We start from the raw sequence: 26,344 nt of genomic DNA on the forward strand, positions 1-26,344 counted from the left end.
CCACCCGCCGCGGCGGCGGCCGGTCACAGCCGGGCGCGGGTGCGCTCCACCAGCCGCACCACCGACTCGTCGGCCACCGAGGCCACCTCGTCGTAGGCGAACCAGCGGACGTCCAGTGACTCGTCGCTGACCGCGTGCACGGCACCGGCCGGGGCCAGCGCCGCGTACTGCACATCCAAGTGCCAGGCACAGGGCGTGTGATGGCGGTCCAGGCGCACCGGTCCGCCGGGCAGCAGGGTCAGCCCGGCGACCCCGGACTCCTCGGTGGCCTCGCGCAGCGCGGCCTCGCCCAGGGTGGCGTCCTGCGGTTCGCAGTGCCCGCCCGTCTGCAGCCACATCCGCAGCTTGCGGTGCAGGGTGAGCAGCACCCGGCAGCCCGCCGGGTCGACGACCAGGGCGCTGGCCGTGAGGTGACCGTCCCGGCAGGCCTTCCACATGCCGTCCGGGCGGGCCTGGAGGTGGTCGAGGTAGGCCAGCCGCAGGGCGTCCTGCCCGGGCTCGGCGGACGGGGCGGACCACTCCTTGAGGACCCGCCCGGCGTCCTGGTGCAGGTTCGGCGGGGTCACTCCCCGGAGTCCTTGCCCTGACCCTTGCCCTGGTCCTGCCCCGGCTCCTCGGGCTTGTCCTCGGCCTTTTCGCCGGCCTTTTCCCCGGCGTGGCCGCCACCGCGCCCGGCCGCCTCGCCGAGCATCTTGTCCAGCTCGGAGAAGTCCAGGTGCTCACGGTGGACAAAGCCGTCCGGGTCGTCCAGGTCGGCGGCGGTGGGCAGCATGTCGGGGTGCTCCCACAGGGCGTCGCGGCCCTCGGCGCCCCGGGCGTCGGTGAGCGAGGCCCACAGCCGGGAGGCGTCGCGCAGCCGGCGCGGGCGCAGCTCCAGACCGATCAGGGTGGCGAAGGTCTGCTCGGCGGGACCGCCGCTGGCCCGGCGCCGGCGCAGCGTCTCGCGCAGCGCGCCCGCCGACGGCAGGTGGGGCTCGGCGGCGGCGTGCACCACCGCGTCCACCCAGCCCTCGACCAGGGCCAGCGCGGTCTCCAGACGGGCCAGCGCGGCCTTCTGCTCGGGGGAGTCCTCGGGCTGGAACATGCCCTGCTGCAGGGCCTCCTGGAGCTGCTCGGGATGCGAGGGGTCGAGCTGGCCGACCGCGTCCTCCAGCTTGGCCGTGTCCACCTTGATGCCGCGGGCGTAGCCCTCCACGGCGCCGAACAGATGCGAGCGCAGCCAGGGCACATGGGCGAACAGCCGCTGGTGGGCGGCCTCGCGCAGGGCCAGGTAGAGCCGCACCTCCTCCTTGGGCACGCCCAGGCCGGAGCCCAGCGCGTCGATGTTCACCGGCAGCAGGGCAGCCTTGCCGGACGGGCCCAGCGGCAGGCCGATGTCGGTGGAACCGACCACCTCGCCCGCCAGCACGCCCACGGCCTGGCCGATCTGGGTGCCGAACATGGCGCCGCCCATGGAGCGCATCATGCCCAGCAGCGGGCCCGCCATGGCCTGCATCTCCTCGGGCAGCACCCCGCCCATGGCCGCGCCGACCCGCTCGGCGACCGGGTCCACCAGCTCCTTCCACACCGGAACGGTGGCCTCCACCCATTCCGCGCGGCTCCAGGCGACCGCCGAGGTGGAGCCGGAGGGCAGCGAGGTCACGCCGTCCAGCCACAGGTCGGCCAGGCGCACGGCCTCCTGGACGGCGGACCGCTCGGCGTCGGTGACGCTGGCGTCCTTGGTGCCGTCCGCGGTGCCCTGGGCGACGGTCTGGCGGGCGATGTCCTTGGCCATGTCCCAGTTCACCGGGCCGCCCTCGTAGGAGAGCATCTGCCCGAGCTGCTGGAAGGCGGCGCCCAGGTCGGCGGGGTTCATCGAGCCGAACATCGCGGCGAAGGGGTTGTCCCCGCCGCCGGCGCCCGCCCCGAAGCCAAAGGGATTCGCGGGCCCCTGCCCGCGGTCGCTGCCGCCACCCTGGTCACCGCCCTTCTTCTTGCCGTTGTCGCCGTCCTCCGGCTCCTCCGGCGGAAGACCGAATCCGAATGGGGTGTCACTCACGGGTTTCCTCGGCTCGTAGGGCCGCCGGCCCGGGGCCGACGGCGAATGCCCGACAACACCACCCAGCGTAGACACCTCCTCCGGTTCCGGGCTTGGTGCTTCCCCGTCCCGGGGCCTGCGGCAGGATGGACGTCACCTGGTACGTACGGTTCATGACACTGGTGATGGCGCGTACGCACTGAAGACAACCGCTGGAGACGCCCGGTGAGTTCCCCCGACCGAGAAGTTCGCGCAGCGCGAAACGGTTCCGCGCGAGACAGTACGACCCCGCCCGGCCGGCGGCCCGTGGTCGCCGTGACCGGCGCCGCGCGGGGCGTCGGCGCGCTGCTCACGCGCCGCCTCGCCGCCTCCGAGGAGATCAAGCATGTGATCGCCATCGATGAGCGGCGCGGCGATGTGACCGAGGCGCAGTGGCACGTCCTGGACGTCCGTGACCCGGTCATCGCGGAGAAGCTGCGCGGCGCGGATGTGGTGGTGCACCTGGCGCTGGACCTGGACCTGGAGACCGATCCGGCCGCCCGCACCGCCTACAACGTGCGCGGCACCCAGACCGTGCTGACCGCCGCCGCGGCGGCCGGGGTGCACCGGGTGGTGCTGTGCACCTCGGCGATGGTCTACGGCGCGCATCCGGACAACGATGTGCCGCTGGCCGAGGACGCCGAGCTGCGGGCGACCGCCGAGGCCACCGGCGTCGGCGACCTGCTGGAGATCGAGCGGCTGGCCAGGCGGGCGCCGCGGGCGCACCCGGGGCTGAATGTGACCGTGCTGCGGCCGGCCGTGCTGGTCGGCGGCACCGACACCGCGCTCACCCGCTACTTCGAGTCGCCGCGCCTGCTGGTGGTGGCCGGTTCCCGGCCCGCCTGGCAGTTCTGTCATGTGGAGGACCTGGTCAGCGCGCTGGAGTTCGCCGCCCTGGAGAGGGCCGAGGGCGAGCTGGCGGTGGGCTGTGACGGCTGGCTGGAGCAGGAGGAGGTCGAGGAGCTCAGCGGGATCCGGCGGATGGAGCTGCCCTCGGCGGTGGCGCTGGGCGCCGCCTCCCGGCTGCACCGGCTGGGGCTGACGCCCTCCCCGGCCGGGGACCTGGAGTACACCATGCATCCCTGGGTGGTCAGCGGCCACCGGCTGCATGACGCGGGCTGGCGGCCGCGCTGGACCAATGAGGAGGTGCTGGCCGAGCTGCTGGAGGAGGTCGCCGGGCGGCACACCGTCGCGGGCCGCCGGCTGGGGCGCAAGGACGCCACCGCCGCGGGCGCGGCGGGTGCGACGGTCGCCCTGCTGGGTACGGCCGCGCTGGTGCGCAGGGCGCGCAAGGCCCGCCGCCGGGCGTAGGCCGCCCCGCGCGCCTTGGCGGAACCTCCGGACGCCGGGTGGTGAAGCGGTAGGGACGCCCGGGGCGGGGCAGGTGCCGGGGTACGGCACGATGGACGCCATGGCGCGTACTGAGGACCATCCCGGCGGACCGGCCGCCCCCGACCCGATCCGGCTGCTGGCGATCCGGGACACCCCGTTGTCCGTGGACGAGGCGTTCACCGCCGTCGGCGACGACGCGGCGGGCGGCACCGCGCTCTTCGTGGGCACCGTCCGGGACCACGACGGCGGCGCGGACGTCGCCGGGCTCGGCTACTCGGCACACCCGTCCGCCGAGGCCGAGCTGCGGCGGGTCGCGGAGAAGGTGGCGGCGGACTTCCCGGTACGGGCGCTGGCCGCCGTGCACCGGGTCGGGGAGCTGGCGGTGGGCGACCTGGCGGTGGTGGTGGCGGTGTCCTGCCCGCACCGGGCGGAGGCGTTCGAGGCGTGCCGGCGGCTGATCGACGATCTCAAGCGTGAGGTGCCGCTATGGAAGCACCAGCGGTTCTCGGATGGCACCGAGGAGTGGGTCGGGGTATAGGACGGGGGTTTGCACGGACGGTATTCCTCCGGTTGCGTAACCGGTCCCCTGACGGGAGCGTTGAGTCGGCAGGCTATTAATCTGCTCATCGGTCAGTTAACGGTGTGTCAAGGGGTCGGAGGCCGGCATGGCGGCGCTCGCATGGTTGCTGATTCCGGTTGTCGCGGCCGCCGCGGCGGCGCTGTGGGGCAGCTGGGCGGCCCGCAACCGCAAGGCCGGCGATGTCGCGGAGCTGGCGGGGTACGAGAAGTTCCGTGAGGCGATGGAGCGCTCGGATTCCGGGTCGGGTTCGGCCCAGCAGCCCCCCTCCTCGGCCGCCTGACCGGTCGGAGAGCCGCTCGGCTGCCCCGGACGGACCGCCCCGGGAGTGGACTGTCGGACCCGTCCCGTACTGTCGTTCCATGCCCCGCCGCACCGCGACGATGCTCGCCTCCTTGCTGACGCTGATCGCGCTCCTCTGCGCAGGAGTGCTGATCCCCGTGCCCTATGCGGAGATGTCGCCCGGGCCGACGGTCAACACCCTGGGCGACCACGGCGGCGAGCCGGTGCTGCAGATCTCCGGCCAGGAGACGTACCAGAACAGCGGCCACCTCAATATGACCACGGTGCGGGTCACCGGCTCGCAGTACCGGATGAACCTCATAGAGGCGGTCTACGGCTGGCTGAGCAATGACGACCTGGTGGTGCCGCACAGCACGCTGTACCCCGACGACAAGTCGCCGGACGAGCTGAACCAGGAGACCGCCGAGGAGTTCAGCCAGTCCCAGGAGAGCGCCAAGGTGGCGGCGCTGAAGCATCTGCACTTCACGGTGGGCAGCCGGGTGGTGGTCTCGACGGTGGTCAAGGCCAGCCCGGCGGAGGGCCGGCTGCACGCGGGCGATGTGATCAAGGCGGTGGACGGCACCGAGGTCAAGCAGCCCGGTGATGTGGCCAAGCTGGTGACCAAGCACCGGCCGGGCCAGCAGGTCTCCTTTCGGGTGATCCCGGCCAAGGAGGCGGCCGCCGCCGAGAAGGAGAAGCGGCAGCCCAGGACGGAGGAGACGGTCAGCCTGGTCACCGCGGCGGCGCCGGGGGACAAGCGGGCGATCGTCGGTATCCAGGCCGGGACCGCGCACACCTTCCCGTTCTCGATCAACATCAAGCTGGCGGACGTCGGCGGGCCCAGTGCCGGGCTGATGTTCGCGCTGGGCATAGTCGACAAGCTCACCAAGGGTGGGCTCACCGGCGGCAAGTTCGTCGCCGGCACCGGCACCATCGACGACGACGGCAAGGTCGGGCCGATCGGCGGGGTGGAGATGAAAACCCTGGGCGCCCGGGACAAGGGTGCCCGTTACTTCCTGACCCCCAAGGACAACTGCGCCGCCGCGGCCAAGGACACCCCCTCGGGGCTCACCCTGGTCAAGGTCGACTCCCTGGACGACGCCCTGAAGGCGCTGGCGAAGATCCGCACCGGGGACTCGGCCGGCCTGCCGCGCTGCACGGCAGGCTGACCCCTTCCCCGGCCGGAGGCCGCCCGCTCGCTACTCGGCGAAGGTCGTCGCCAGCGCCTCGGCCAGGCCGGGCACCAGGTCGGGGCCGGTGAGCACCTCGGTCGGGGAGTCCTTCTCACGCAGCCGGATGGCCGACTCCCGGGCACCGTCCCGCAGCACGGCCACCGTCATCCGCACCTCCTGCCGGTCCGGGTGCCTGGCCACCCAGGCGGCCAGCTGCTTCTCGCCCATCCCGTGCGGCACCGAGGCCTCGGCGGACGGCGGCAGCATCAGCCGCTCCACGGTCAGCGCACAGCCCACCACCGCGTCCGGCCAGGCGATGGTGCCCAGGAACTTGTCCAGGGCGGTGCCGGCGGGCAGCTCGTCCTGCTCGATGGGGGTGTAGGAGGGGGCGGAACCGGCCTCGGCGGGCTGGTCCAGGCCGAGCTGGGCGGCCAGCGCGGGTTCCTGGGCGCGCAGCCGGGCGGTGTCCACCAGGGCGAACAGGCGTGCGGGCTGGTCCCAGCCGAGGGTGGAGGCGTAGTCGTCGATCTCGAGGACGGCACGGGTGAGCGGGCTGGCGGCCATGGGGGCGCCGGGGTCGGGGAGGCTCGAGGAGCCGGTGTTGCTGGACATGCCCAATATCGTGCCTTGCCAGGGGCCGAAAACGGGAACCGAGTAAGCCCTCGGTAAGTTGCCACACTGGGCCCTGCCATCGCGGGCCCGGATCCACAGCTCCACCGACAGCGAACTTCGAGGTGCGCACCTTGGCTTTCCAGATGCCGGACCGCGGCGGAGGCCCCACAGGGCCACGGATAAGAGTCGGCCGGCCGCCCCGGCGCGTGAGAACCCTGCTGACCACCCTGGGTGTGCTGGCCGCGCTGGCCATGCTGTTTGTGATGTTCGCCGGGTTCTGGACCGACTGGCTCTGGTACCGCTCGGTGCACTACTCCTCGGTCTTCACCACCACCCTGGGCACCAAGATCGGGCTGTTCGCCGTCTTCGGTCTGCTGATGGCGCTGGCGGTGGGGTTCAACATCTGGCTGGCACACCGGCTGCGGCCGCCGCTGAGCGCCATGTCGGTGGAACAGCAGAGCCTGGACCGCTACCGGATGGGCATCGCCCCGTACAAGAAGTGGGTGCTGCTGGCGGTCACCGCCCTGGTCGCCCTGGTGGCCGGTGCCTCCGCGGCCGGTCAGTGGCGCACCTGGCTGCTGTGGGTCAATGGAGTGCCCTTCGGCCAGCGGGACCCGCAGTTCCACAAGGACATCTCGTTCTACACCTTTGATCTGCCCTGGTACCGCTTCCTGTTGAGCTTCGGCTTCGCGGCGGCGGTGCTCTCGCTGATCGCCGCCGCACTGGTGCACTACCTCTACGGCGGGCTGCGGCTGACCAGCCCCGGCCACCGGGCCACCGCCGCGGCCACCGGTCATCTCTCCGTGCTGCTGGGCCTGTTCGTGCTGCTGAAGGCGGTGGCCTACTGGCTGGACCGGTATGGACTGGCGGTCAAATCAAGCGGGTTGAAGTCCACCGAAGGCTGGACCGGTCTGCGTTATGTTGACGCCAATGCCTTCCTGCCGGCCAAGACGATCCTGTTCATCATCGCGCTGATCTGCTCGGTGCTGTTCTTCGCGACGCTGTGGCGGCGCACCTGGCAGCTGCCGGTGATCGGCTTCGGGCTGATGGTGCTCTCGGCGATCCTGATCGGCGGGCTCTACCCGGCGATCGTGCAGAAGTTCCAGGTCCAGCCCAACGAGCAGGCCAAGGAAGCGCCTTACATCAAGAAGAACATCACCGCCACCCGGCAGGCGTACGGCATCGACGGCGCCGAGGAGAAGGACTACTCCGGCGCCAGCGATCTCAAGGGCAAGGACAAGGACAAGCTGCGCGCCGCCGCCGACTCCACGGCCGCGCTGCGCATTCTGGACCCCAATATCGTCTCCCCGGCCTTCCAGCAGCGGCAGCAGGGCAAGGGCTACTACCAGTTCCCCTCCACCCTGGACGTCGACCGCTATCAGGTGGACGGCAAGGAGCAGGACACCGTCATCGGTCTGCGCGAGCTGAACATCAGCGGCATTCCGGAACGGAATTGGATCAACGACCACTTCAAATACACCCATGGTTACGGCGCCATCGCGGCCAAGGGCACCAGCGCCGACGGTCAGGGCGAACCCGACTACCTGGAGCGCGACCTGCCCACCGAGGGCAAGCTCGGCACGTACCAACAGCGGGTGTATTACGGCGAGAAGACCACCCAGTACTCCATCGTGGGCGGTCCGCAGGAGGAGCTGGACTACTCCAGCGACAAGGGCGAGAAGAGCTACCGCTACCGGGGCAAGGGCGGGGTGAGCCTGTCCAGCCCGGTCAATCGCGCCGCTTACGCGGTGGCCTTCGCCGAGCCGCAGATTCTCTACTCCGGTGCCATCGGCAATGGTTCGAAGATCCTCTACAACCGCACCCCCAAGGAGCGGGTGGAGGCGGTGGCCCCCTGGCTGACCATCGACGGCGATGCCTACCCGGCGGTGATCGACGGACGCATCCAGTGGATTGTGGACGCGTACACCACCAGCAATGGCTACCCCTACGCCTCCCGCACCACTCTGGGAGACTCCACCGCGGACTCGCTGACCACCGGCCAGCGGGCGGTGGTCGCCCAGCAGAACCAGGTCAACTACATCCGCAACTCGGTCAAGGCCACGGTGGACGCCTATGACGGCACCGTCACCCTCTACCAGTGGGACAAGACCGACCCGGTGCTCAAGACCTGGATGAAGGCGTTCCCCGGCACGGTGAAGCCCAAGTCGGCGATAAGCGAAAGCCTGTTGGCGCACCTGCGCTATCCGCAGGACCTTTTCAAGGTGCAGCGCGAACTGCTCACCCGCTACCACGTCACCGATGCCGAGACCTTCTACACCGGCAGTGAGCGCTGGCAGGTTCCGGATGACCCGACCAACAAGTCGGGGCATGCCGTTCCGCCGTATTACCTCAGCATGAAAATGCCGGACCAGGCACAGCAGGCGTTCTCCCTGACCACCACGTTCACGCCCAACAGGCGGGATAACCTGGGTGCGTTCATGGCGGTGAACGCCGATGCCAAGAGCGATGACTACGGCAGGATCCGCGTGCTGAAGCTGCGTTCGGACCGGACCGTCTCCGGTCCGCGTCAGGTGCAGAGCCAGTTCAACAGCAACAATGAAATCGCCAGCAAGATCAATATTTTGAAGCGCGGCGACTCCGAGATCGAGTACGGAAATCTGCTGACCGTGCCGCTCGAGGACGGACTGCTCTATGTGGAACCGGTGTACGTCCGGGGCGCGGGCGTCAACTTCCCGCAGTTGAAGAAGGTGTTGGTCACCTATGGTGACCGGACGGCCTTCGAGGACACCCTGCCGCAGGCGCTCGATGTGGTGTTCGGCGGCAAGGGCTCCACGGCACCGCCCAAGCCACCGGGCACCACCCCCACCGGGCAGGACACCACGGTCCAGCAGGCGCTGAAGGATGCCCAGGACGCCTGGGACGCCTCCCAGAAGGCCCTGGAGAACAAGGATCTGACGGCCTATGACAAGGCGCAGCGCTCCCTGAAGGACGCGCTGGACCGGGCCAGCAAGGCCGAGAAGGAGGCCGCCGCCAAGGGCGGGGGCAAGAAGGAGGCCGGCCAGTAGGCCGAGCGAGGGGTCGTCATCCCGTGCGTGGTACGGTTGTGCCACAACAGCGCGGGGTGGAGCAGCTCGGTAGCTCGCTGGGCTCATAACCCAGAGGTCGCAGGTTCAAATCCTGTCCCCGCTACGGAAGGACAAGGCCCGGAGTTCTCGGACTCCGGGCCTTGTCGTGCGTCCGGGCGGCCCGCCGGCCCGGGGACCAGCGTTCGCATCGCACGCCACGCTGCTCTGTGCGGGTTATGTGCGGGGGTTTTGATTAGAGTTTGGAGCGCCGTTGTGTCGGGAAGTCGGGAAGTCGACAAAACGCTGAAGTGACCTCACTGGCTGCGGTATTCCAGGTGTACGCAGGTTGCGGGAGTGCGACGATGGGACTTATGGGGGACAGGGCGAGGCTGGTGGAGACACGTCGGCTTGTGGCAGCTCCCAGGACCGGGAGCGAGCAGGACGAGCAGGACGCGTCCCCCTGCGAGGCCGAGCCCGCGCCCGCCGGGGACACCTTGTGCACCGCAGATCCGGCGGACCTCGAACTCGAGACCGCTCGCCGCCGTGCCATGGAGACCGGTGACCCGGCCGCCTTCAGCAGACTGGGCGCGCTGCTGCTCCGCCGGGGTGATCTCGAGGGGGCCGAGCGCCATCTGCGTGCCGCCACCGCCGAGGGGGACCGCTCCGCCGCCAACAACCTGGGCGTGCTGCTGCACCAGCGTGGCTATGCCGATGAGGCCGCCGCCTGGTGGCGGGTGGCCGCGGTCGCCGGATCCGCCGCCGCCGCCCACGCCCTGGGCCGCTACCACCGTGAGCGCGGTGACGAGCCGGCCGCCGAGTACTGGCTGCGCCAGTCCGCCGAGTCCGGCCACGCCCTGGGCGCCTACGCCCTGGCCGACCTGCTGGAGCACCGCAGCGATGTGGGGGCCGAGCGGTGGTTCCGCTCGGCCGCCGAGCGCGGGCACCGGGAGGCGGCCTACCGGCTGGCCCGCATCCTGGACGGCCGGGCGCCCGGCAAGGTGCCCGTCAACGGCCTGACCGCCAGCCTGGGCCCGCAGCGCAATGTGGCCGGCGGCGACACCTCGGTGCGCGACCTGCGGGCCGCCGCGGCCGGCGGGCGCGAGGCGGCCGAGGCCGAGCAGTGGTACCGGCAGGCCGCCGCCCGCGGCCACCGCCGGGCCGCCCTGCATCTGGGCACCCTGCTGGAGGGGCGCGGCGAGACCGAGGAGGCCGCGCACTGGTATCTGACCTCCGCCAAGGACGGCGAGTCCCGGGCCGCCTGCGCCCTGGGCTTCCTGCTGCGCGATGCCGGCGACACCGAGAGCGCCGCCGTCTGGTGGCGGCGGGCCGCCCAGGACGGGGACGGCAACGCGGCCAACGCGCTGGGCGCGCTGCACGCCGACCGGGGCGAGCCCCAGCAGGCCGAACGCTGGTACCGCACGGCGCTGGAGGCGGGGGACATCAACGGCGCCTACAACCTGGCGCTGCTCTGCGCCGAGCAGGGCCGCACCGCCCAGACCGAGCAGTGGTACCGGCGGGCCGCCTACGCCGGGCACCGGGAGGCCGCCAATGCGCTGGCCATCATGCTGCTGCAGGTCGGGGACGCGGCGGGCGCCGAGCCCTGGTTCTCCAAGGCGGCCGAGGCGGGCAGCGTGGACGCCGCCTTCAACCTGGGCATCCTGTACACCCAGCGGAACGAGGAGCACACCGCGCTGAAGTGGTACGAGCGGGCGGCGGCGGCCGGGCACACCGATGCCGCGCTGCAGGTGGCGCTGGTGCTGCAGCGGGAGGGCGAGGACGCGGAGGCCGAGCGCCATCTGCGCATCGCGGCCGGCGGCGGCAGCGCGGAGGCCGCCTTCCGGCTGGCCGCGGTGCTGGAGCGGGACCTGCAGCGGGACTCTCAGCCGGCCGAAGCGGCCGCCGGGGAGTGCGAGCGGTGGTACCGCAAGGCGGCCGAGGACGGTCACCGGCGGGCCCAGGTGCGGCTGGGCATGCTGGTCGCCGAGCGGGGCGATGTGGTGGAGGCGGCCCGCTGGTACCGCGAGGCCGCCGAGGCGGGCAGCCGCAACGGCGCCTTCAACCTGGGGCTGCTGCTGGCCCGTGAGGGCAGTGAACCGGAGGCCGCCATGTGGTGGGCCCGGGCCGCCGAGGCCGGGCACGGCCGGGCGGCGCTGCGGCTGGCGCTGCTGGCGGCCCGGCGCGGCGACCTGGCCGAGGGGCAGATGTGGTGCGCGCACGCGGTGGAATTCGGCCCGGCGGAGGTGGCCGAGCGGGCCGCCCGGCTGCGGGACGCGCTCCAGCAGGAGCTGTCGGCCTGACCGGCCTTTGGTCATCCGTTTGCGCATCGGCCTTACCGGGGTTAAAGTTAAGGACATCGACGCGGGGTGGAGCAGCTCGGTAGCTCGCTGGGCTCATAACCCAGAGGTCGCAGGTTCAAATCCTGTCCCCGCTACTGAAGACGAAGGCCCGGATCCTTGAGGATCCGGGCCTTCGTCGTGCTGCGTCTCAGTCCGCCGCGCAGTCGGGGCACAGGCCCCGGTAGGTCACCTCGACCGCGGAGACCCGGAAGCCGAAGCGCTCCGCGGAGGGCAGGCCGGCCAGCAGGTCGCCGTCGGGGTGGACATCGCGGATGGTGCCGCACCGGGAGCACACCAGGTGCTGGTGGGCGTGGTGGGCGTTGGGGTCATAGCGCTTGGCCCGGCCGTCGGTGCTCACCTCGAGAACCTCGCCCAGGGAGACCAGCTCCCCGAGGGTGTTGTAGACGGTCGCCCGGGAGATCTCCGGCAGCCGCTCGGCCGCCTTGGCGTGCACTTCGTCAGCCGTGTAGTGCACATGGTCCCCGTCGAGCACCTCGGCGACGACGCGCCGTTGCGCGGTCAGCCGCCAGCCGCGTCCGCGAAGCCGTTCCAGCAGGTCACTCATGCCATTCACCCATCAATCGGATAGCACCAGGGTAGCAGTGGGCCTTGTCCATGCATGGAACTAGTATTTGTGTTGTCTTCTTCTTGACTTAGACAAAGTCTAATGTAGGATCGAGCTCGGCTCCGGACGGGAGTCGGGACGAGATCTACGGAGGTCGCACGTGTCGGTTCAGGGCGAGGCCACCACGACGGGTCCGCTGACCACGGAGTCCGGGGCTCCGGTGGCGGACAACCAGAACAGCGAGACCGCGGGCATCGGCGGCCCCGTTCTGGTCCAGGACCAGCTGCTGCTGGAGAAGCTCGCGCACTTCAACCGTGAGCGCATCCCGGAGCGGGTGGTGCACGCCCGCGGCGCCGGCGCATACGGCACCTTCACGGTGACCGCGGATGTCACCCGGTGGACCCGGGCGAAGTTCCTCTCCGAGGTGGGCAAGCAGACCGAGACGTTTCTGCGCTTCTCCACCGTGGCGGGCAACCTCGGTTCCGCGGACGCGGTGCGCGACCCGCGCGGCTTCGCGCTGAAGTTCTACACCGAGGAGGGCAACTACGACCTCGTCGGCAACAACACCCCGGTGTTCTTCATCAAGGACGCCATCAAGTTCCCGGACTTCATCCACACCCAGAAGCGCGACCCCTACACCGGCTCCCAGGAGGCGGACAACGTCTGGGACTTCTGGGGTCTTTCGCCGGAGTCCACCCACCAGGTGACCTGGCTGTTCGGCGACCGGGGCATCCCCGCCTCGTACCGCCATATGAACGGCTACGGCTCGCACACCTATCAGTGGAACAACGAGGCCGGCGAGGTCTTCTGGGTCAAGTACCACTTCAAGACCGACCAGGGCATCAAGAACCTCACCCAGGCCGAGGCCAACAAGCTGGCCGGCGAGGACCCGGACAGCCACCAGCGCGACCTGCGCGAGTCCATCGAGCGCGGTGACTTCCCGTCCTGGACCGTGCAGGTGCAGATCATGCCCGCGGCCGACGCGGCGGCCTACCGCTTCAACCCCTTCGACCTCACCAAGGTGTGGCCGCACGAGGACTACCCGCCGATCGAGATCGGCAGGCTGGAGCTCAACCGCAACCCGGAGAACATCTTCGCGGAGGTCGAGCAGTCGATCTTCTCGCCGGCCCACTTTGTGCCCGGCATCGGCCCGTCCCCGGACAAGATGCTCCAGGGCCGGCTGTTCGCCTACGGCGACGCGCACCGCTACCGGGTGGGCATCAACGGCGATCACCTGCCGGTCAACCGCCCGCACGCCACCGTGGCCCGCACCAACAACCGGGACGGCTACGCCTATGACGGCCGGCATGGCAAGGCCAAGAACTACGAGCCCAACAGCTTCGGCGGCCCGGTGCAGACCGACCGCCCGCTGTGGCAGCCGATCGCGGTGACCGGCGCCACGGGCGAGACCGCCGCCCCGGTGCATGCCGAGGACAACGACTTCGTCCAGGCCGGCAACCTCTACCGGCTGATGTCGGAGGCGGAGAAGGAGCGTCTGATCAACAACCTGGCGGGCTTTATCGCCAAGGTCTCGCGGGACGAGATCGCCGAGCGGGCGATCAACAACTTCCGCCAGGCCGACCCCGACTACGGCAAGCGGCTGGAGGCCGCGGTCCAGGCCCTGCGTGGCTGACCCACCGCCTGCCGTACCCACCGAAGAGGCCGGACGCCATGGGGCTCCGGCCTCTTCGGCCTTCACCGGGCCGGTGCGTCACCGGGCCAGGCTGCGCTCCGGCGCGGGGGCCCAGCAGCGGATGATGTCGCGCACCGACACCACGCCCACCGCCTCCCGCCCGTCCAGCACGATCAGATGCCGGAAGCCGCCGGAGGCCATGGCGGTGGCGGCCTCCTGAAGGGTCCAGCCGGGGGCGGCGAAGACCACCTCGGTGGTGGTGTGGTCATGCACCCGCTCCCGGTCCGGATCCTGGCCGGCGCCCAGTGAGTTGAGGATGTCGCGCTCGGTCAGAATGCCGGGCCCGCCGGCGTCCGGGTCGAGGACCACCGCCGCGCCGACCCCGCGTACGGACATCAGCAGGGCCGCCTGCCGCAGGGTGTGGGCGGGGCCGACGGTGAGGACCACCGTGCTCATGGCGTCTTGGACGAGCATGGACGAAGCCACCTCCTTGATGGACCGTGAACTCCCCTGATGTATTCACAAGTTCACAAGTGTGGCGGGTCCTCATCGTCACACAACGGCCGAAGGCGGGCAAGGGGCGTGCGGGGGAGGAACGGCCAGGGTCCTTCGGCGCCGCACGCCCCGGTGGATCAGCGGGTGAGATAGCCCAGCAGTTCGTCGTGGAGCAGGCCGTTCGAGGCGGCCGCGTTGCCGCTGTGCGGGCCCGGGCGGCCGTCCAGACCGGTGAACCGGCCCCCGGCCTCCTCCACGATGACCACATTGGCGGCCATGTCCCACAGCGAGAGCTCCGGTTCCGCGCAGATGTCCACCGAGCCCTCGGCGACCATCATGTACGGCCAGAAGTCACCGTAACCACGGGTGCGCCAGCAGTCCCGGGTCAGATCCAGGAAGCCCGGGAGCATCCCGCGCTCCTCCCAGCCGGACAGCGAGGAGTAGGCGAAGGAGGCGTCCTGGATGCGCGCCACCCGGGATGCCTGCAGGCGGCTGGCCGACATCAGGCTGCGGCCGGTGTACGCGCCGGAGTCCTTCGCCGCCCACCAGCGGCGGCCCAGCGCCGGGGCCGACACCACGCCGACGACCGGGTGGAAGCCGCCCTCGCCCTGCACCATCAGCGAGATCAGGGTGGCCCAGACCGGCACCCCGCGGACGTAGTTCTTGGTGCCGTCGATCGGATCGACCACCCAGCGACGCGGGCCGGTGCCCTCGCTGCCGAACTCCTCGCCCAGTATGGCGTCACGCGGCCGTGCCCGCTGCAGCTGACTGCGAATCAGCTCCTCGGCGGCCTTGTCCGCCTCGCTCACCGGGGTCATGTCCGGTTTGGTCTCGACCTTGAGATCGAGGGCCTTGAACCGGTCCATGGTGGCCGCATCGGCGGCGTCCGCGAGGACGTGAGCCAGTCGCAGATCATCGTGGTAGTCGGACATGCTGGGAACATTACCCGTGGCCATGGCCCGAGTACGCGCGGCCCGCTGGGGCTCTTGACACCGTCTGGCAGGGCGTCAATTCTGTGGCATCAACTGGTCGTCCACTGTCGTCGGCCGTACGGCCGGGGAGGCGACGATGCCCGCGGCAAGAGATCTCTTACTGGACGCGGCCTTCACGGCGCTCGGGACCCGGCCCTGGAGCGGGGTCCGGATGGTCGATGTGGCGGCCGCCGCCGGGGTCTCCCGGCAGACCCTCTACAACGAGTTCGGCAGCAAGGACGGCCTGGCCAGGGCGCTGGTCCGGCGCGAGGCGGAGACCTTCCTGGCCGGGGTGGACCGGTCGCTGGCCGAGGCCGCGGACCGGCGGCCGGACGACCCCGGGGCGTGCCTGGCGGCCCTGGCGGAGTGGACGCTGCGCTCCGCCCGTACCAACGCGCTGGTCCGCGCCGCGCTCACCGGCTGCCGTGGCGAACGGCTGCCGGCCCAGGCGGCACCCGCGGTGCCCGCGCCCCGGGCGGCCCCGGGCCCCGGCACCCGTGCGGCGCCGTCGCCCGGGGCCATGCTGGAGCGCGTCTGCGCCAGTGCGACGGCCGTGGTGGGCGGCGCGGAGCACGACGCGCAGCGGGTGCGGGAGGCCTGTGAGGCGGCCGTGCGGATGACGCTGTCCTATGTGGTGGCGCCGGGCCCCTCGGACGCGGAGGCCGGGGAGCGGGTGGCGGGTGTGGTGCGGGAGCTGCTGGCGGTCTGACGGCCGGTCAGTGCGCCGAGCCGGACAGCTGCAGCCCGATCACGCCCAGGATCACCAGCGTGATGGAGACCAGCTTCAGGGCGGAGACCAGGTCGCCCAGGAAGACCATGCCGTAGATGGCGGTGCCGGCCGCGCCGATGCCCGTCCACACCGCGTACGCCGGCCCCACGTCCAGCTTCCTCAGCGAGAGCGTCAGCAGGCCGAAGCTGCCCAGGGCGAAGCAGGCGAAGGCGATGGTGGGCCACAGCCGGGTGAAGCCGTGCGAGAGCTTGAGGCAGACGGCGAAGCCGGTTTCCAGCAGTCCGGCGACCACCACCAGCAGCCACGCCATCCGATCGCCTCCCGCGTCCTTGACCGCCCCGTGCGTCACCGGTGTGTTTGTTGGACTTGCCGCTGGCGGTCATTCGCAAACGTAGGCGATCAGTCGCCTTCGCGCCGTTCGCGGGTGGCCAGCAGCCGGCGCAGGGAGTACAGCCGCTGCGGATCGGCATGGCCGTCCGTCACCCACTGGTCCAGCGCGCAGTCCGGCTCGTCGTGACTGCACGCCCGGGGGCAGCCTTCGGTGCCCGGCTCCAGGTCGGGGAAGGCGTGGATGACCCGGGAGGGATCGATGTGGTTGAGGCCGAAGGACCGCACGCCCGGGGTGTCGATCACCCAGCCGTTACCGGCGGGCAGCGGCAGGGCCAGGGCCGAGGTGGTGGTGTGCCGGCCCCGGCCGGTGACCGCGTTGACATGGCCGGTGGCCCGCTGCCGCTCCGGCACCAGATGGTTGACCAGGGTGGTCTTGCCCACCCCGGAGTGGCCGACAAAGGCGGTGATCCGCCCGCGCAGTCGCTCGCGCACCTGCTCGGCGGCGTCCCCGTCCGCCAGTTCCTGACGGCTGGTCACCACATGGGGCACGCCCAGCGTCCCGTAGGACTCCAGCAGCCGATCGGCCGGCGCCAGGTCCGACTTGGTGAGCACCAGCAGCGGCTCCAGCCCGGCGTCATAGGCGGCCACCAGGCAGCGGTCGATCAGCCGGGGGCGCGGCTCCGGGTCGGCCAGGGCGGTGACGATGGCCAGCTGATCGGCGTTGGCCACCACCACCCGCTCGAAGGGGTCGGTGTCATCGGCGGTCCGGCGCAGCACCGAGCGGCGCTCCTCCACCCGGACGATCCGGGCCAGGGTGTCCTTGTCCCCGCTGAGGTCGCCCACCACGGCGACCCGGTCACCGACCACCACGCCCTTGCGGCCCAGTTCGCGGGCCTTCATGGCCAGTACGGTGCGGTCCTCGACCAGGACCGTCAGCCGGCCCCGGTCCACGGTGAGGACAAAGCCCTCGGCGGCGTCCTCGTGCTTGGGGCGGATGCTGGTGCGGGGTCGGGTGCCCTTGCGGTTGGGGCGGACCCGGACGTCGTCCTCGTCGGTGTGCTTGCCGTAGCGGCGCATGGCTGGTCCAGCTCTCTCAGACTCTCGGGACCGCCGTCGCCCCCGCGACGGATCCGAGCATCGCGTTCCACAGCTCCGGGAAGTCCGGGAGCGTCTTGGCGGTGGTGGCCACGTTCTCCACCTGAACGCCGGGCACGGCCAGGCCGATCACGGCGGCCGCGGTGGCCAGCCGGTGGTCCTCATAGGTGTGGAAGACGCCGCCGTGCAGCGGGCGCGGGCGGATGCGCAGCCCGTCGGCGGTCTCGGTGACATCGCCGCCCAGCTCGTTGATCTCCTTGGCCAGCGCGGCCAGCCGGTCCGTCTCATGCAGCCGCAGATGGGCGATGCCGCGCAGCTCGGACTCCGAGTCGGCCAGCGCCGCCACCGCCGCGATCACCGGGGTCAGCTCGCCGACCTCGTGCAGATCGGCGTCGAGGCCGGTGATCCGGCCGGTGCCGGTGAAGGTCAGCCCGGCGTCGGTGAGCTCACAGGAACCGCCCATGGCGGTGAAGATCTCGCGCAGCGCGTCACCGGGCTGGGTGGTGTGCCCGGGCCAGTCCGGGATGGTGACCCGGCCACCGGTGACCAGGGCGGCGGCCAGGAAGGGCGCGGCATTGGACAGATCGGGCTCGACCACCAGGTCACGGCCCAGCAGGGCGCTGGGGGAGACCCGCCAGACATTGGGCTCGCCGCCCGACTCCGGGGTGTCCACCTGGGCGCCGGCGGCCCGCAGCATGTCCACCGTCATCCGGATGTGCGGCATCGAGGGCAGCACGGCGCCGGTGTGGCGCACCTCCACACCCTGGTTGAAGCGCGGCCCGGACAGCAGCAGGGCGCTGACGAACTGGGACGAGGAGGAGGCGTCGATCTCCACCGGGCCGCCATCCAGCGCCCCCGCGCCGTGCACCGTCATCGGCAGCGCGCCCCGGTCGTTGTCGTCGATCCGGGCGCCCAGCGCGCGCAGCGCGTCGATCACCCCGTGCAGCGGGCGCTCATAGCTGCGCGGATCGCCGTCGAAGCGGATGGGGCCGTCGGCCAGCGCGGCGACCGGAGGCAGGAAGCGCATCACGGTGCCGGCGTTGCCCACATCCACGGTGGCCGGGCCGTGCGGATGGGCGGGGATCACCCGCCAGGCCTCGCCGGTGCCGTCCGGGCCCACGCCCTCCTCGATGCCGACGCCCATGGCGCGCAGCGCCTCGGCCATCAGCAGGGTGTCGCGGGAACGCAGCGGGCGGCGCAGCCAGCCGGGCTCGGCGGCCAGGGCGGCCAGCACCAGTCCTCGGTTGGTGACCGACTTGGAGCCGGGCACGGTGACGGTCGCGTCGACGGCTGAGGTGGCGGTCGGGGCGGGCCAGAGGTCGGTGTGCGCGGGGCTCTCGGTCATGCCCTCAACCTTAGTGGCTCGTTTCCGGCTCACACTCCGAGCAGCCAGCGCCCGCCGGCTGCCAGTGAGGCCAGGGTGACCACATGGAACAGCAGCAGCCACAGCGTCGCCGGCGTCCGGGTCAGCCGGGCCAGCTGGTCGGCGTCGGAGTCACCGGCACCCCGGTACCGGCGCTTGTGCTGCAGCTCGAACACCGGGCGCACCCCGCCCAGCAGCAGGAACCACACCACGCCATAGGCGAACATGCCCTGCACCTCGGAGCCGGCCTTCCAGGAGACCAGGACGAAGGCGGCCCCGGCCAGCAGCACGGTGAGCACCCCGTAGGCGTTGCGGATCATCACCAGCATCGCGGCCAGCAGCCCGGCGGCGCCCCACAGCAGCGCTGTGCTGTGCCCCGCCGCCAGCAGCGCGGCCCCGGCCAGGCCGAGCAGTGAGGGCGCGGTGTAGCCGGCGGCCGCGGTCAGGATCATGCCGAGGCCGGTGGGCCGGCCGCGGGAGACGGTCAGGCCCGAGGTGTCCGAGTGCAGCCGTATCCCGTCCAGCCGGCGTCCGCTGACCAGAGCCACCAGGGCGTGGCCGCCCTCGTGCGCGATGGTGACCGCGTTGCGGGTCAGCCGCCAGACCGGACGCGGGAGCACGGCCAGCAGGGCGACCAGCCCGGTGACGATCACCGTCCAGTGCGAGGGCGCGGGCTGGGTGCCGAAGACGCGGTCCCAGAGATCGGTGGCATTGGTGTCCATCGGTGGCCGCTCTCCCTGCTGTGGTGGTGCTCGGTGACGCTCGGTGCTTTATGGCGCTTCGCCGTGCTGAGGGACGGCCGATACCGGCCGATGGTTCCCCACGGCCGGGGCCGCTGAGGCAGCATGGGCGTACGAGGCGTGAGCGAAGGGGCGGTCCACGGATGTGCGGGCGGTACGCGTCGAGCAGGCGGCCGGAGGATCTGGCCGGGCTCTTCGAGGTCGAGAAGTGGGAGCCGGAGGAGGCCCTGGCGCCCGACTGGAACGTGGCCCCCACCAAGCAGGTGCACGCCGTCCTCGAACGCCCGCTGAAGGGATCCCAGGATCCCCGCCCGGTGCGACAACTGCGCACCCTGCGCTGGGGCCTGGTGCCCTCCTGGGCCAAGTCACCGGAGGGCGCCGCCCGGATGATCAACGCCAGAGCGGAGACGGTGCATGAGAAGCCGTCCTACCGGCGGGCCTTTGAGCAGCGGCGCTGTCTGCTGCCGGCCGACGGCTACTACGAGTGGGTCACCGGGGCCCAGGAACGGGAGCTGGAGGAGAAGGGCCGGCGCAAGCGGCCGCGCAAGCAGCCCTACTTCGTCACCCCCGCCGATGGCTCGGTGATGGCCCTGGCCGGGCTGTTCGAGTTCTGGCGCGACCGTACGCTGCCCGACGACCACCCGGCCGCCTGGTGGGCGACCTGCTCGGTGATCACCACCGAGGCGGACACCGAGCCCTTTGCGGGCGAGCCATATGAGGGCGGCCCGCGCTCACTGGCCGAGATCCACCCGCGGATGCCGCTGTTCCTCACCCCCGACCGGTGGGCGGCCTGGCTGGATCCGGCGTGCACCGACCCCGAGCGGCTGCGCCCGCTGCTCGCCCCGCCGCCCGCCGGCCTGCTGCGGGCCTATCCGGTGGCCACGGCGGTCAGCGATGTGCGCAACAACGGGCCGGAGTTGCCGGCGGAGCTGCCCGCGCCGGAGGAGGCGACGCTGTTCTGACCGCCGGCTCCCGGCCGCCATGATGTCCCCCATGAGCGTGGAGAGAGTCGACACCCCCGGGGGCGAAGCCCGGATCCACTGGCACCGCGCCGCACGGCCCGGGCTGGTGCTCGCCCTGGGGCATGGCGCGGGCGGCGGCATCGAGGCCCGGGACCTGGCGGCGCTGGCCGCTGCGCTGCCCGCGCACGGGGTGAGCGTCGCCCTGGTCGAACAGCCCTGGCGGGTGGCCGGGCGCAAGGTGGCGCCGGCGCCGCGCGTGCTGGACGAGGCCTGGTGCGCGCTATGGCCCGCGCTGGCCGCGCCGGGGCTGCCGGTGGTGGCCGGCGGGCGGAGTGCGGGGGCGCGGGTGGCCTGCCGGACGGCCGATGGGCTGGGGGCGCGCGCCGTGCTGGCGCTGAGCTTTCCGCTGCATCCGCCGGGGAAGCCGGAGAAGTCGCGTGCGGAGGAGCTGGTCTCGGCGGGGGTGCCGACCTTGGTGGTGCAGGGGGCCCGGGATCCGTTCGGACGGCCGGAGGAGTTCCCGGCCGGCACCCGGCCGGTCGAGGTGCCGTACGGCGATCATGGCTTCGCCGTGCCGAAGAAGGCCGGCATCAGCCAGGAGGATGCGCTGGCCGTGATCGTGGACGCCGTTCAGGCGTGGCTCGGCACGCTCTGAGGGCCGCCCGCAACCGCGCGGGACCCCCGGGAATGCGCCGCAGGGCCCTCGCGTTGACGCACTCGTACAACGTCAAGGCCCTGGCACATGACAAAGGAATGGGAGTCCCCCGCAATGGGTTCGATCGCCTGCCTGTCCCGCCCCTCCTCGGCCGACGCCGGATGGCCGGTGACCGGGCTGCCCCGGGCGGCCGCGGCTGGAGCGGCGGGCCGGGCGGATCGTCGTCTATTCTCCGAATCGAGCGAGCCCGTCACGGGGCCCGCCACGAAGCTGGAGGAGGTGGGTCCGGTCGCCGGCACCGACGCGGGGACGAACGACAGCCCGGAGCCGCAGGCTGCCGAGAGCGTGGCGGAGCGCAATGCCCGCTTCGAGCGCGATGCGCTGACCTACCTCGACCAGATGTACTCCGCCGCGCTGCGCATGACGCGCAATCCCGCGGACGCGGAGGACCTGGTGCAGGAGACGTATGCGAAGGCATACGCGTCGTTCCACCAGTTCCGTGAGGGCACCAACCTCAAGGCCTGGCTCTACCGCATCCTGACCAACACCTTTATCAACTCGTACCGCAAGAAGCAGCGTGAGCCGCTGCGCAGCGGGTCCGAGGAGATCGAGGACTGGCAGCTGGCGCGTGCCGAGTCCCATATGTCGCAGGGTCTGCGTTCCGCCGAGTCCCAGGCGCTCGACCACCTGCCCGACTCCGATGTCAAGGCGGCCCTTCAGGCCATTCCCGAGGAGTTCCGCATAGCGGTCTACCTCGCGGACGTCGAGGGCTTTGCCTACAAGGAGATCGCGGACATCATGGGTACCCCCATCGGCACGGTGATGTCCCGGCTGCACCGGGGCCGCAGGCAGCTGCGCGGGCTGCTGGAGGACTACGCCCGCGAGCGCGGCCTGGTCCCCGCCGGGGCCCCCGCCGCGCCGAACGGTTCCGACGCGTCGCACAATCGGAAAGGCTCGGACTCATGAGCTGCGGAGAGCCGCACGAGACGGACTGCTCTGAAGTCCTCAACCACCTCTACGAGTTTCTCGACCGCGAGATGCCCGACGGGGACTGCGCCAAGTTCGAGGTGCATATCGACGAGTGCAATCCGTGCCTGGAGAAGTACGGCCTGGAGAAGGCGGTCAAGAAGCTCGTCAAGCGCTGCTGCGGCCATGACGATGTGCCCGCCGATCTGCGCGCCAAGGTGATGGACCGGATCCAGCTGATCCGGACCGGCCAGGCGGTGCCCGAGCAGGATGTGATCGCCGAGGCCAGGGCCGCCGAGGCGCGCGGCCTGCCGCGCGACTGATCCCTCCCGTCCCGGCCCTAACCGTCCGCCCCCCGAACATCACCCGAACGGACGGCTCCACCGGCAGATGCGGCCGCCACCAGGCGGCCGTCGGCCTATTCTCCCCTTCCTGATGGCAGGCCCGGCCGCCGTGTTCGAGCACGGGCGGGCCCGGGGCGGAACGGGGAGGACACCTGATGGGGGCACTTCCGGCAGCGGCGCGTGCCGGTATCGCCTGCGCCGTGCCGGCCGCCGTGGCCTGCGGCGCACCCGCCGTCTGCGCCGGACGGCACACCCCCTGGGCGACGGTGGCACTGCTCGCGGCGCTCTGTGCGCTCGGTGAACGGCTGCCCCGCTGCTCCCTGACCCCGCCGGCCCTGCTCACCGGGGCCTTTCTGCTCCCGCCGGCCGCCGCGGCGCTGCTGGCCTGGCCGCTGGCGCTCACCGCCCGGGTGACCGGCCCGCCCCGCTGGGCGCGCCGGAGCTGGCGGGCGGCCATGTACGCGCTGGCCACCGCGGCCGCCGCCCGGCTGTGCGCCCCGCTGCGGACCGCCCGGCTGCCCGGGGCCCTGCTGCCCGCGCTGGCCGGCGCTCTCACCCTGTTCCTGGTGGTGGCCGTGCTGGACGCGGCCATCCGGACCGCCGCCGAGCACCGCCCGGTGCGGGCCGCCTGGCGCGGGCTGCCGCGCGAGGTGCTGGTGCCCGCGCTGGTGTACGGCCCCACCGCCCTGCTCACCGCCGTGCTGTGGCACAGCGCCTATGGCCCGCCCGGCGCGCTGCTGGCCCTGCCGCCGGTGTGCGTCTGCTCCTGGTTCCTCGACCGCTGCCGCCGGGAGCGCGCCGCCCACCAAGCCGCCATCCGGGCCCTGGTGCAGGCGGTGGACCTCAAGGACCACTACACCCGGGGGCACAGCGAGCGGGTCGGCCGGGCCTCGGTGCTGATCGCCCGGGAGCTGGGGGTGGCGGGTGAGCGGCTGGAGGCGCTGCGTTTCGCCGGCACTCTGCATGACGTCGGCAAGCTGGGGGTGCCCACCCGGCTGCTGCGCAAGGACGGCCCGCTGACCCCGGAGGAGCGGCGGGTGGTCCAGCTCCATCCCCAGTACGGCCATGAGATGGTGCGCGGCATCGGCTTCCTGGCCGAGGCCCGGGCGGCCATCCTGCACCACCATGAGCGGCTGGACGGCAGCGGCTACCCGCTGGGCCTGACGGACCGTCAAATCCCGGAGGCGGCCAAGGTGGTGGCGGTCGCCGATGCCTTTGACGCGATGACCTCCACCCGCTCCTACAGCCGGGCCCGCCCGGTCCCGGCCGCCCTGGCCGAGCTGCGGCGGTGCGCCGGATCGCAGTTCGACCCGCGGATGGTGGACGCCCTCTCCCGCGCCCTGGACCGGCATGGCTGGCACCCCGAGGTGCCGGCGGAGCCGGGCGAAACCGCAGTTCCGCGCCGCCGAAACGTCCCTCCTGATCACCTCCCCGACCGCCTTCCCGAGCCCTTACCCGAGCCCGAGCACCGTCCCGCCCACCCGGGCGGCGCGGTATGAGCCCCCCGCCCGGCCCGGCGCGCTGGGTGCACGCGGCCGCCGGGGCCTGCGCCCTGCCGGCCCTGGCCTGGACCGCCTGGCACGGCCTGGCCCAGCCCCGGGTCGCCCTCGCCTACGGCCTGCTGATCGCGCTGGGCGAGGCGGTGCGGCGCCGGCCGCCCGCCGGTGACGCGCCGGGGGCCGGCCGGGAAGTGGCGGGCACTGCCCCGGTGAGCGCGGCCGGTTCCATCGCCTACGCCCTGCTGGACGGGGTCGGCGGTGACCCGGCCACCCAGGGCGTGCCCCAGGTGGTCGCGGTGGTGCTGGGCGCCACCCTGGCCGGCGCCGCGGGCCGGCCGGCCGCCACCCGTCGAGGACGGCGCCACCCGCCGGCCCGGTCCATCGCGGCGGACCGGCTGGCCCGCCGGGTGCTGCATTCCGCCTTCGCCGCCCTGTGCTGCCAGGCGCTGCACCATCTGGGCGCGCTCGCCCACCGGCCCGGCTACGGCCCGTACCACGCCCCGGCGCTGCTGCTCCTGCTGGCGCTGACCATGCTGTGCGACGCGCTGCTGGCCGCCGCGCTGGACCGGTCGCGGCGGGGCGGCGGCTATGCGGCGGCGCTGGGCGAGCGGCTGCGCGCCCTGCCCGGCATCGGCATCGCGGTCTGCGCCACCGCCGTGGTCACCGCGCTGGCGCCCGGGGTGGCCGGACTGTGGGCGCTGCCGGTGTGCGCCCTGCCGCTGCTGGTCATCCAGCTGTCCGCGCGGCTGGGCGAGCCGGCGCCGGCCACCCGCCGGCAGACGGTGACCTCGCTGGCCCGGGCCACCGAGATCGCCGGCTGCACCCCGGCCGGTCACGCGGGGCGCGTAGCCGCCCTCAGCCGGGCCGTCGGCCGGGAGCTCGGCCTGTCGCAGGGCGAGCTCACCGTGGTCGAGTACGCGGCGCTGATGCACGACGTCGGCCAGCTCTCACTCGTCGACCCGGTGCCCGCCGGAGCCACCGAGCCGCTGCCGGCCGAGGAGCGCCGCCGCATCGCCCGGCTGAGCGGCGCCGTGGTGCGGCAGACCGGGGTGCCCGCCGAGGTTGCCCAGGTGGTGGAGCACCAGGCGGACCCGTACCGGGAGGCGCCGCTGGCGGCTCGCATCGTTCGGACCGTCAACGCCTACGAGGATCTGGCCGCCACCGGGGCGTGCGGCCCGCGCCGCGCGCTGGAGCGGCTTCGCCGGGCGACGGCGTACGACCACGAGCCCCGGGTGGTGGAGGCGCTCGCGCGGGTACTCGCCCGGGGGGAGCCCGAGCTGAGGGAGTGCTTCCCGCACTGAGGGACGCGCCGGTGGATCCGGAGTAGCACGGCTAACCCACGGGTAATGAGCGGGCGTCCGAAGGGGCATGGTTGGATGCGAAGAGAAGCAGAGTGACGAAGAGCAAGACGGGAATGCGGGATCGGGGGGTGTCGTGGGCGCCGTCATCGGCAAGAAGGCGTGGTGGGCACCGCCCCCCGCAGCGGCGGCCCGGTGTACCGGCCGGGTCGTGGGAGATGAGGCGTGGCGGACGGCCGTCGGGGAGGACGGCGCCCGTCACCTGGGCCATCCGGCGTGGGTGCACGCGGAACGTCGAGAAATCAGCAGGCGGGCATCGTGAGGATCTTCGGCAGGGTACGGCACCGGCCTTCCGCCTCGTGGCGGCAGGCCACCGACCGCGCCTTCACTCTGATCGGCGACGGCCGGTACGAGGACGCGGGCGCGCTGCTGACGCGCGCCGCCGACATGGAGCCATGGCTGTCCGAGTCGTGGTTCAACCTCGCACTGCTGCACAAGTTCCGGCATGACTGGGAGCAGGCCCGGGCCGCCGGCCTGCGGGCCGTGGCGCTGCTGGACCGTGAGGCGGGCGCTCCCGACTGGTGGAACGTGGGCATCGCCGCCACCGCCCTGCAGGACTGGCCGCTGGCCCGCCGCGCTTGGCAGGCGTACGGCCTGAAGGTGCCCGGCGAGGGCAGCCCGGCCGGTGAGCCGGTGGGCATGGAGCTGGGCAGTGCGGCCGTGCGGCTCTCCCCCGAGGGCGAGGCCGAGGTGGTCTGGGGCCGCAGACTGGACCCGGCGCGGATGGAGGTGCTCTCCATCCCGCTGCCCTCCTCCGGCCGCCGCTGGGGCGAGGTGGTGTTGCACGACGGCGTCCCGCACGGCGAGCGGGTGACCGCGGCCGGGCCGTCCTACCCGGTCTTCGACGAGATCGAGCTGTGGGCGCCCTCGCCGGTGCCCACCTGGGTGGTGCTGCTGGAGGCCGCCACCGAGTCGGACCGGGACGCCCTGGAGCGGCTGGCGGCCGACGCGGGCTTCGCCGCCGAGGACTGGTCCTCCTCGGTGCGGCTGCTGTGCCGCACCTGCTCGGAGAGCCGGATGCCCAGCGACGAGGGCGACGGCGAGCACCTGGACCCGCATGACCACAGCGAGCCCGGCCACCCCGGCCCGCTGGGCCACCGCACCGCCGGCTCCGGCCTGCTGTGGGTGCCCGAGCGCGAGTGCGGCATCGCGGCGCCCGCCGGGCTGGTGCGCGGTCTGCTGGACGGCTGGGTCGCGGACAGTCCCGACACCCGTGAGTGGCGTGATCTGGAAGAGGTCTGCTGA

General features: G+C 72.3%; 25 protein-coding genes and 2 tRNA genes. 17 read left to right on the forward strand and 10 right to left on the reverse strand.

Features of this window, described 5'->3' with window-relative positions; genetic code table 11:
- Positions 1–23: 23 nt before the first annotated feature.
- Positions 24–566 (reverse strand): NUDIX hydrolase, encoded by a 543-nt coding sequence (locus tag ACIHFE_RS05790; protein WP_400104559.1) that lies wholly within the window; start codon positions 564–566, stop codon positions 24–26.
- Positions 563–2,038: a zinc-dependent metalloprotease gene (locus ACIHFE_RS05795; protein WP_400104560.1), complete on the reverse strand. Its 1,476-nt coding sequence runs from the start codon at positions 2,036–2,038 to the stop codon at positions 563–565. Before ACIHFE_RS05795 ends, ACIHFE_RS05790 begins: the two co-directional genes overlap by 4 nt.
- Positions 2,039–2,242: 204 nt before the next feature.
- Here ACIHFE_RS05795 and ACIHFE_RS05800 point away from each other — a divergent pair, with 204 nt between their 5' ends.
- From ACIHFE_RS05800 to ACIHFE_RS05815, 4 genes are all read left to right on the forward strand, one after another.
- Entirely contained in the window at positions 2,243–3,367 is a 1,125-nt protein-coding gene (locus ACIHFE_RS05800) for an SDR family oxidoreductase (RefSeq protein ID WP_400104561.1), read from the forward strand.
- A 100-nt stretch (positions 3,368–3,467) separates the two neighbouring features.
- A complete protein-coding gene (locus ACIHFE_RS05805; RefSeq protein ID WP_400104562.1) occupies positions 3,468–3,926 on the forward strand; it encodes a molybdenum cofactor biosynthesis protein MoaE in 459 nt (152 codons plus the stop codon).
- A 127-nt stretch (positions 3,927–4,053) separates the two neighbouring features.
- Positions 4,054–4,248 (forward strand): hypothetical protein, encoded by a 195-nt coding sequence (locus ACIHFE_RS05810; protein WP_400104563.1) that lies wholly within the window; start codon positions 4,054–4,056, stop codon positions 4,246–4,248.
- A 79-nt stretch (positions 4,249–4,327) separates the two neighbouring features.
- On the forward strand, positions 4,328–5,416 hold the full coding sequence (locus ACIHFE_RS05815; protein WP_400104564.1) for a PDZ domain-containing protein: 1,089 nt from the start codon (positions 4,328–4,330) through the stop codon (positions 5,414–5,416).
- A 30-nt stretch (positions 5,417–5,446) separates the two neighbouring features.
- On the opposite strand, the gene ACIHFE_RS05820 is transcribed toward ACIHFE_RS05815, so the two are convergent.
- Complete coding sequence (locus ACIHFE_RS05820; protein ID WP_400104565.1) at positions 5,447–6,031, reverse strand: PPA1309 family protein; 585 nt, start codon at positions 6,029–6,031, stop codon at positions 5,447–5,449.
- Positions 6,032–6,174: 143 nt separating this feature from the next.
- On the opposite strand from ACIHFE_RS05820, the gene ACIHFE_RS05825 reads away from it, so the two are divergent.
- The 4 genes from ACIHFE_RS05825 to ACIHFE_RS05840 all read left to right on the forward strand — a co-directional run bounded on the left by ACIHFE_RS05825 (position 6,175) and on the right by ACIHFE_RS05840 (position 11,488).
- A complete protein-coding gene (locus ACIHFE_RS05825) occupies positions 6,175–9,057 on the forward strand; it encodes a UPF0182 family protein (protein WP_400105013.1) in 2,883 nt (960 codons plus the stop codon).
- Between the two features lie 50 nt (positions 9,058–9,107).
- Positions 9,108–9,181 (forward strand) — tRNA-Met (locus ACIHFE_RS05830).
- A 238-nt stretch (positions 9,182–9,419) separates the two neighbouring features.
- Positions 9,420–11,354, forward strand: coding sequence for a tetratricopeptide repeat protein (locus tag ACIHFE_RS05835; RefSeq protein WP_400104566.1), 1,935 nt, complete (start codon positions 9,420–9,422; stop codon positions 11,352–11,354).
- 60 nt (positions 11,355–11,414) lie between these two features.
- Positions 11,415–11,488: transfer RNA gene (locus tag ACIHFE_RS05840), tRNA-Met, on the forward strand.
- A gap of 53 nt (positions 11,489–11,541) precedes the next feature.
- On the opposite strand, the gene ACIHFE_RS05845 is transcribed toward ACIHFE_RS05840, so the two are convergent.
- Positions 11,542–11,958, reverse strand: a complete 417-nt coding sequence (locus tag ACIHFE_RS05845; protein WP_400104567.1) for a Fur family transcriptional regulator — start codon at positions 11,956–11,958, stop codon at positions 11,542–11,544.
- Positions 11,959–12,118: 160 nt separating this feature from the next.
- Here ACIHFE_RS05845 and ACIHFE_RS05850 point away from each other — a divergent pair, with 160 nt between their 5' ends.
- Positions 12,119–13,591, forward strand: coding sequence for a catalase (locus ACIHFE_RS05850; RefSeq protein WP_400104568.1), 1,473 nt, complete (start codon positions 12,119–12,121; stop codon positions 13,589–13,591).
- A gap of 78 nt (positions 13,592–13,669) precedes the next feature.
- On the opposite strand, the gene ACIHFE_RS05855 is transcribed toward ACIHFE_RS05850, so the two are convergent.
- The gene (locus ACIHFE_RS05855) at positions 13,670–14,065 is read right to left on the reverse strand and encodes a cyclic nucleotide-binding/CBS domain-containing protein (protein WP_400104569.1); all 396 of its coding nucleotides are present in this window, start codon (positions 14,063–14,065) and stop codon (positions 13,670–13,672) included.
- A gap of 158 nt (positions 14,066–14,223) precedes the next feature.
- The gene (gene hisN, locus ACIHFE_RS05860) at positions 14,224–15,018 is read right to left on the reverse strand and encodes a histidinol-phosphatase (RefSeq protein WP_400104570.1); all 795 of its coding nucleotides are present in this window, start codon (positions 15,016–15,018) and stop codon (positions 14,224–14,226) included.
- A 136-nt stretch (positions 15,019–15,154) separates the two neighbouring features.
- Here hisN and ACIHFE_RS05865 point away from each other — a divergent pair, with 136 nt between their 5' ends.
- Positions 15,155–15,766 (forward strand): TetR/AcrR family transcriptional regulator, encoded by a 612-nt coding sequence (locus tag ACIHFE_RS05865; protein ID WP_400104571.1) that lies wholly within the window; start codon positions 15,155–15,157, stop codon positions 15,764–15,766.
- 7 nt (positions 15,767–15,773) lie between these two features.
- Here the strand turns inward: ACIHFE_RS05865 and ACIHFE_RS05870 are convergent, their stop codons facing one another.
- The 4 genes from ACIHFE_RS05870 to ACIHFE_RS05885 all read right to left on the reverse strand — a co-directional run bounded on the left by ACIHFE_RS05870 (position 15,774) and on the right by ACIHFE_RS05885 (position 19,297).
- On the reverse strand, positions 15,774–16,097 hold the full coding sequence (locus tag ACIHFE_RS05870; RefSeq protein WP_400104572.1) for a DMT family transporter: 324 nt from the start codon (positions 16,095–16,097) through the stop codon (positions 15,774–15,776).
- Between the two features lie 89 nt (positions 16,098–16,186).
- Positions 16,187–17,194, reverse strand: coding sequence for a ribosome small subunit-dependent GTPase A (gene rsgA, locus ACIHFE_RS05875; RefSeq protein WP_400104573.1), 1,008 nt, complete (start codon positions 17,192–17,194; stop codon positions 16,187–16,189).
- 16 nt (positions 17,195–17,210) lie between these two features.
- The gene (aroA, locus tag ACIHFE_RS05880; RefSeq protein WP_400104574.1) at positions 17,211–18,557 is read right to left on the reverse strand and encodes a 3-phosphoshikimate 1-carboxyvinyltransferase; all 1,347 of its coding nucleotides are present in this window, start codon (positions 18,555–18,557) and stop codon (positions 17,211–17,213) included.
- 29 nt (positions 18,558–18,586) lie between these two features.
- Positions 18,587–19,297 (reverse strand): M50 family metallopeptidase, encoded by a 711-nt coding sequence (locus tag ACIHFE_RS05885; protein ID WP_400104575.1) that lies wholly within the window; start codon positions 19,295–19,297, stop codon positions 18,587–18,589.
- A 161-nt stretch (positions 19,298–19,458) separates the two neighbouring features.
- Between ACIHFE_RS05885 and ACIHFE_RS05890 the strand changes: the two genes are divergently transcribed.
- The 7 genes from ACIHFE_RS05890 to ACIHFE_RS05920 all read left to right on the forward strand — a co-directional run bounded on the left by ACIHFE_RS05890 (position 19,459) and on the right by ACIHFE_RS05920 (position 26,344).
- On the forward strand, positions 19,459–20,277 hold the full coding sequence (locus ACIHFE_RS05890) for an SOS response-associated peptidase (RefSeq protein WP_400104576.1): 819 nt from the start codon (positions 19,459–19,461) through the stop codon (positions 20,275–20,277).
- A 31-nt stretch (positions 20,278–20,308) separates the two neighbouring features.
- Complete coding sequence (locus ACIHFE_RS05895; protein WP_400104577.1) at positions 20,309–20,932, forward strand: alpha/beta family hydrolase; 624 nt, start codon at positions 20,309–20,311, stop codon at positions 20,930–20,932.
- 279 nt (positions 20,933–21,211) lie between these two features.
- A complete protein-coding gene (locus ACIHFE_RS05900; RefSeq protein WP_400105014.1) occupies positions 21,212–21,898 on the forward strand; it encodes a sigma-70 family RNA polymerase sigma factor in 687 nt (228 codons plus the stop codon).
- On the forward strand, positions 21,895–22,221 hold the full coding sequence (rsrA, locus tag ACIHFE_RS05905; protein ID WP_400104578.1) for a mycothiol system anti-sigma-R factor: 327 nt from the start codon (positions 21,895–21,897) through the stop codon (positions 22,219–22,221). The genes ACIHFE_RS05900 and rsrA overlap by 4 nt, the downstream gene beginning before the upstream one ends.
- A gap of 176 nt (positions 22,222–22,397) precedes the next feature.
- The gene (locus ACIHFE_RS05910; RefSeq protein WP_400104579.1) at positions 22,398–23,741 is read left to right on the forward strand and encodes an HD-GYP domain-containing protein; all 1,344 of its coding nucleotides are present in this window, start codon (positions 22,398–22,400) and stop codon (positions 23,739–23,741) included.
- Entirely contained in the window at positions 23,738–25,042 is a 1,305-nt protein-coding gene (locus ACIHFE_RS05915) for an HD-GYP domain-containing protein (protein WP_400104580.1), read from the forward strand. Before ACIHFE_RS05910 ends, ACIHFE_RS05915 begins: the two co-directional genes overlap by 4 nt.
- 315 nt (positions 25,043–25,357) lie before the next feature.
- On the forward strand, positions 25,358–26,344 hold the full coding sequence (locus tag ACIHFE_RS05920) for a tetratricopeptide repeat protein (protein ID WP_400104581.1): 987 nt from the start codon (positions 25,358–25,360) through the stop codon (positions 26,342–26,344).

Source organism: Streptomyces sp. NPDC052396, assembly GCF_044593195.1.
Classification (GTDB): Bacteria; Actinomycetota; Actinomycetes; order Streptomycetales; family Streptomycetaceae; genus Streptomyces.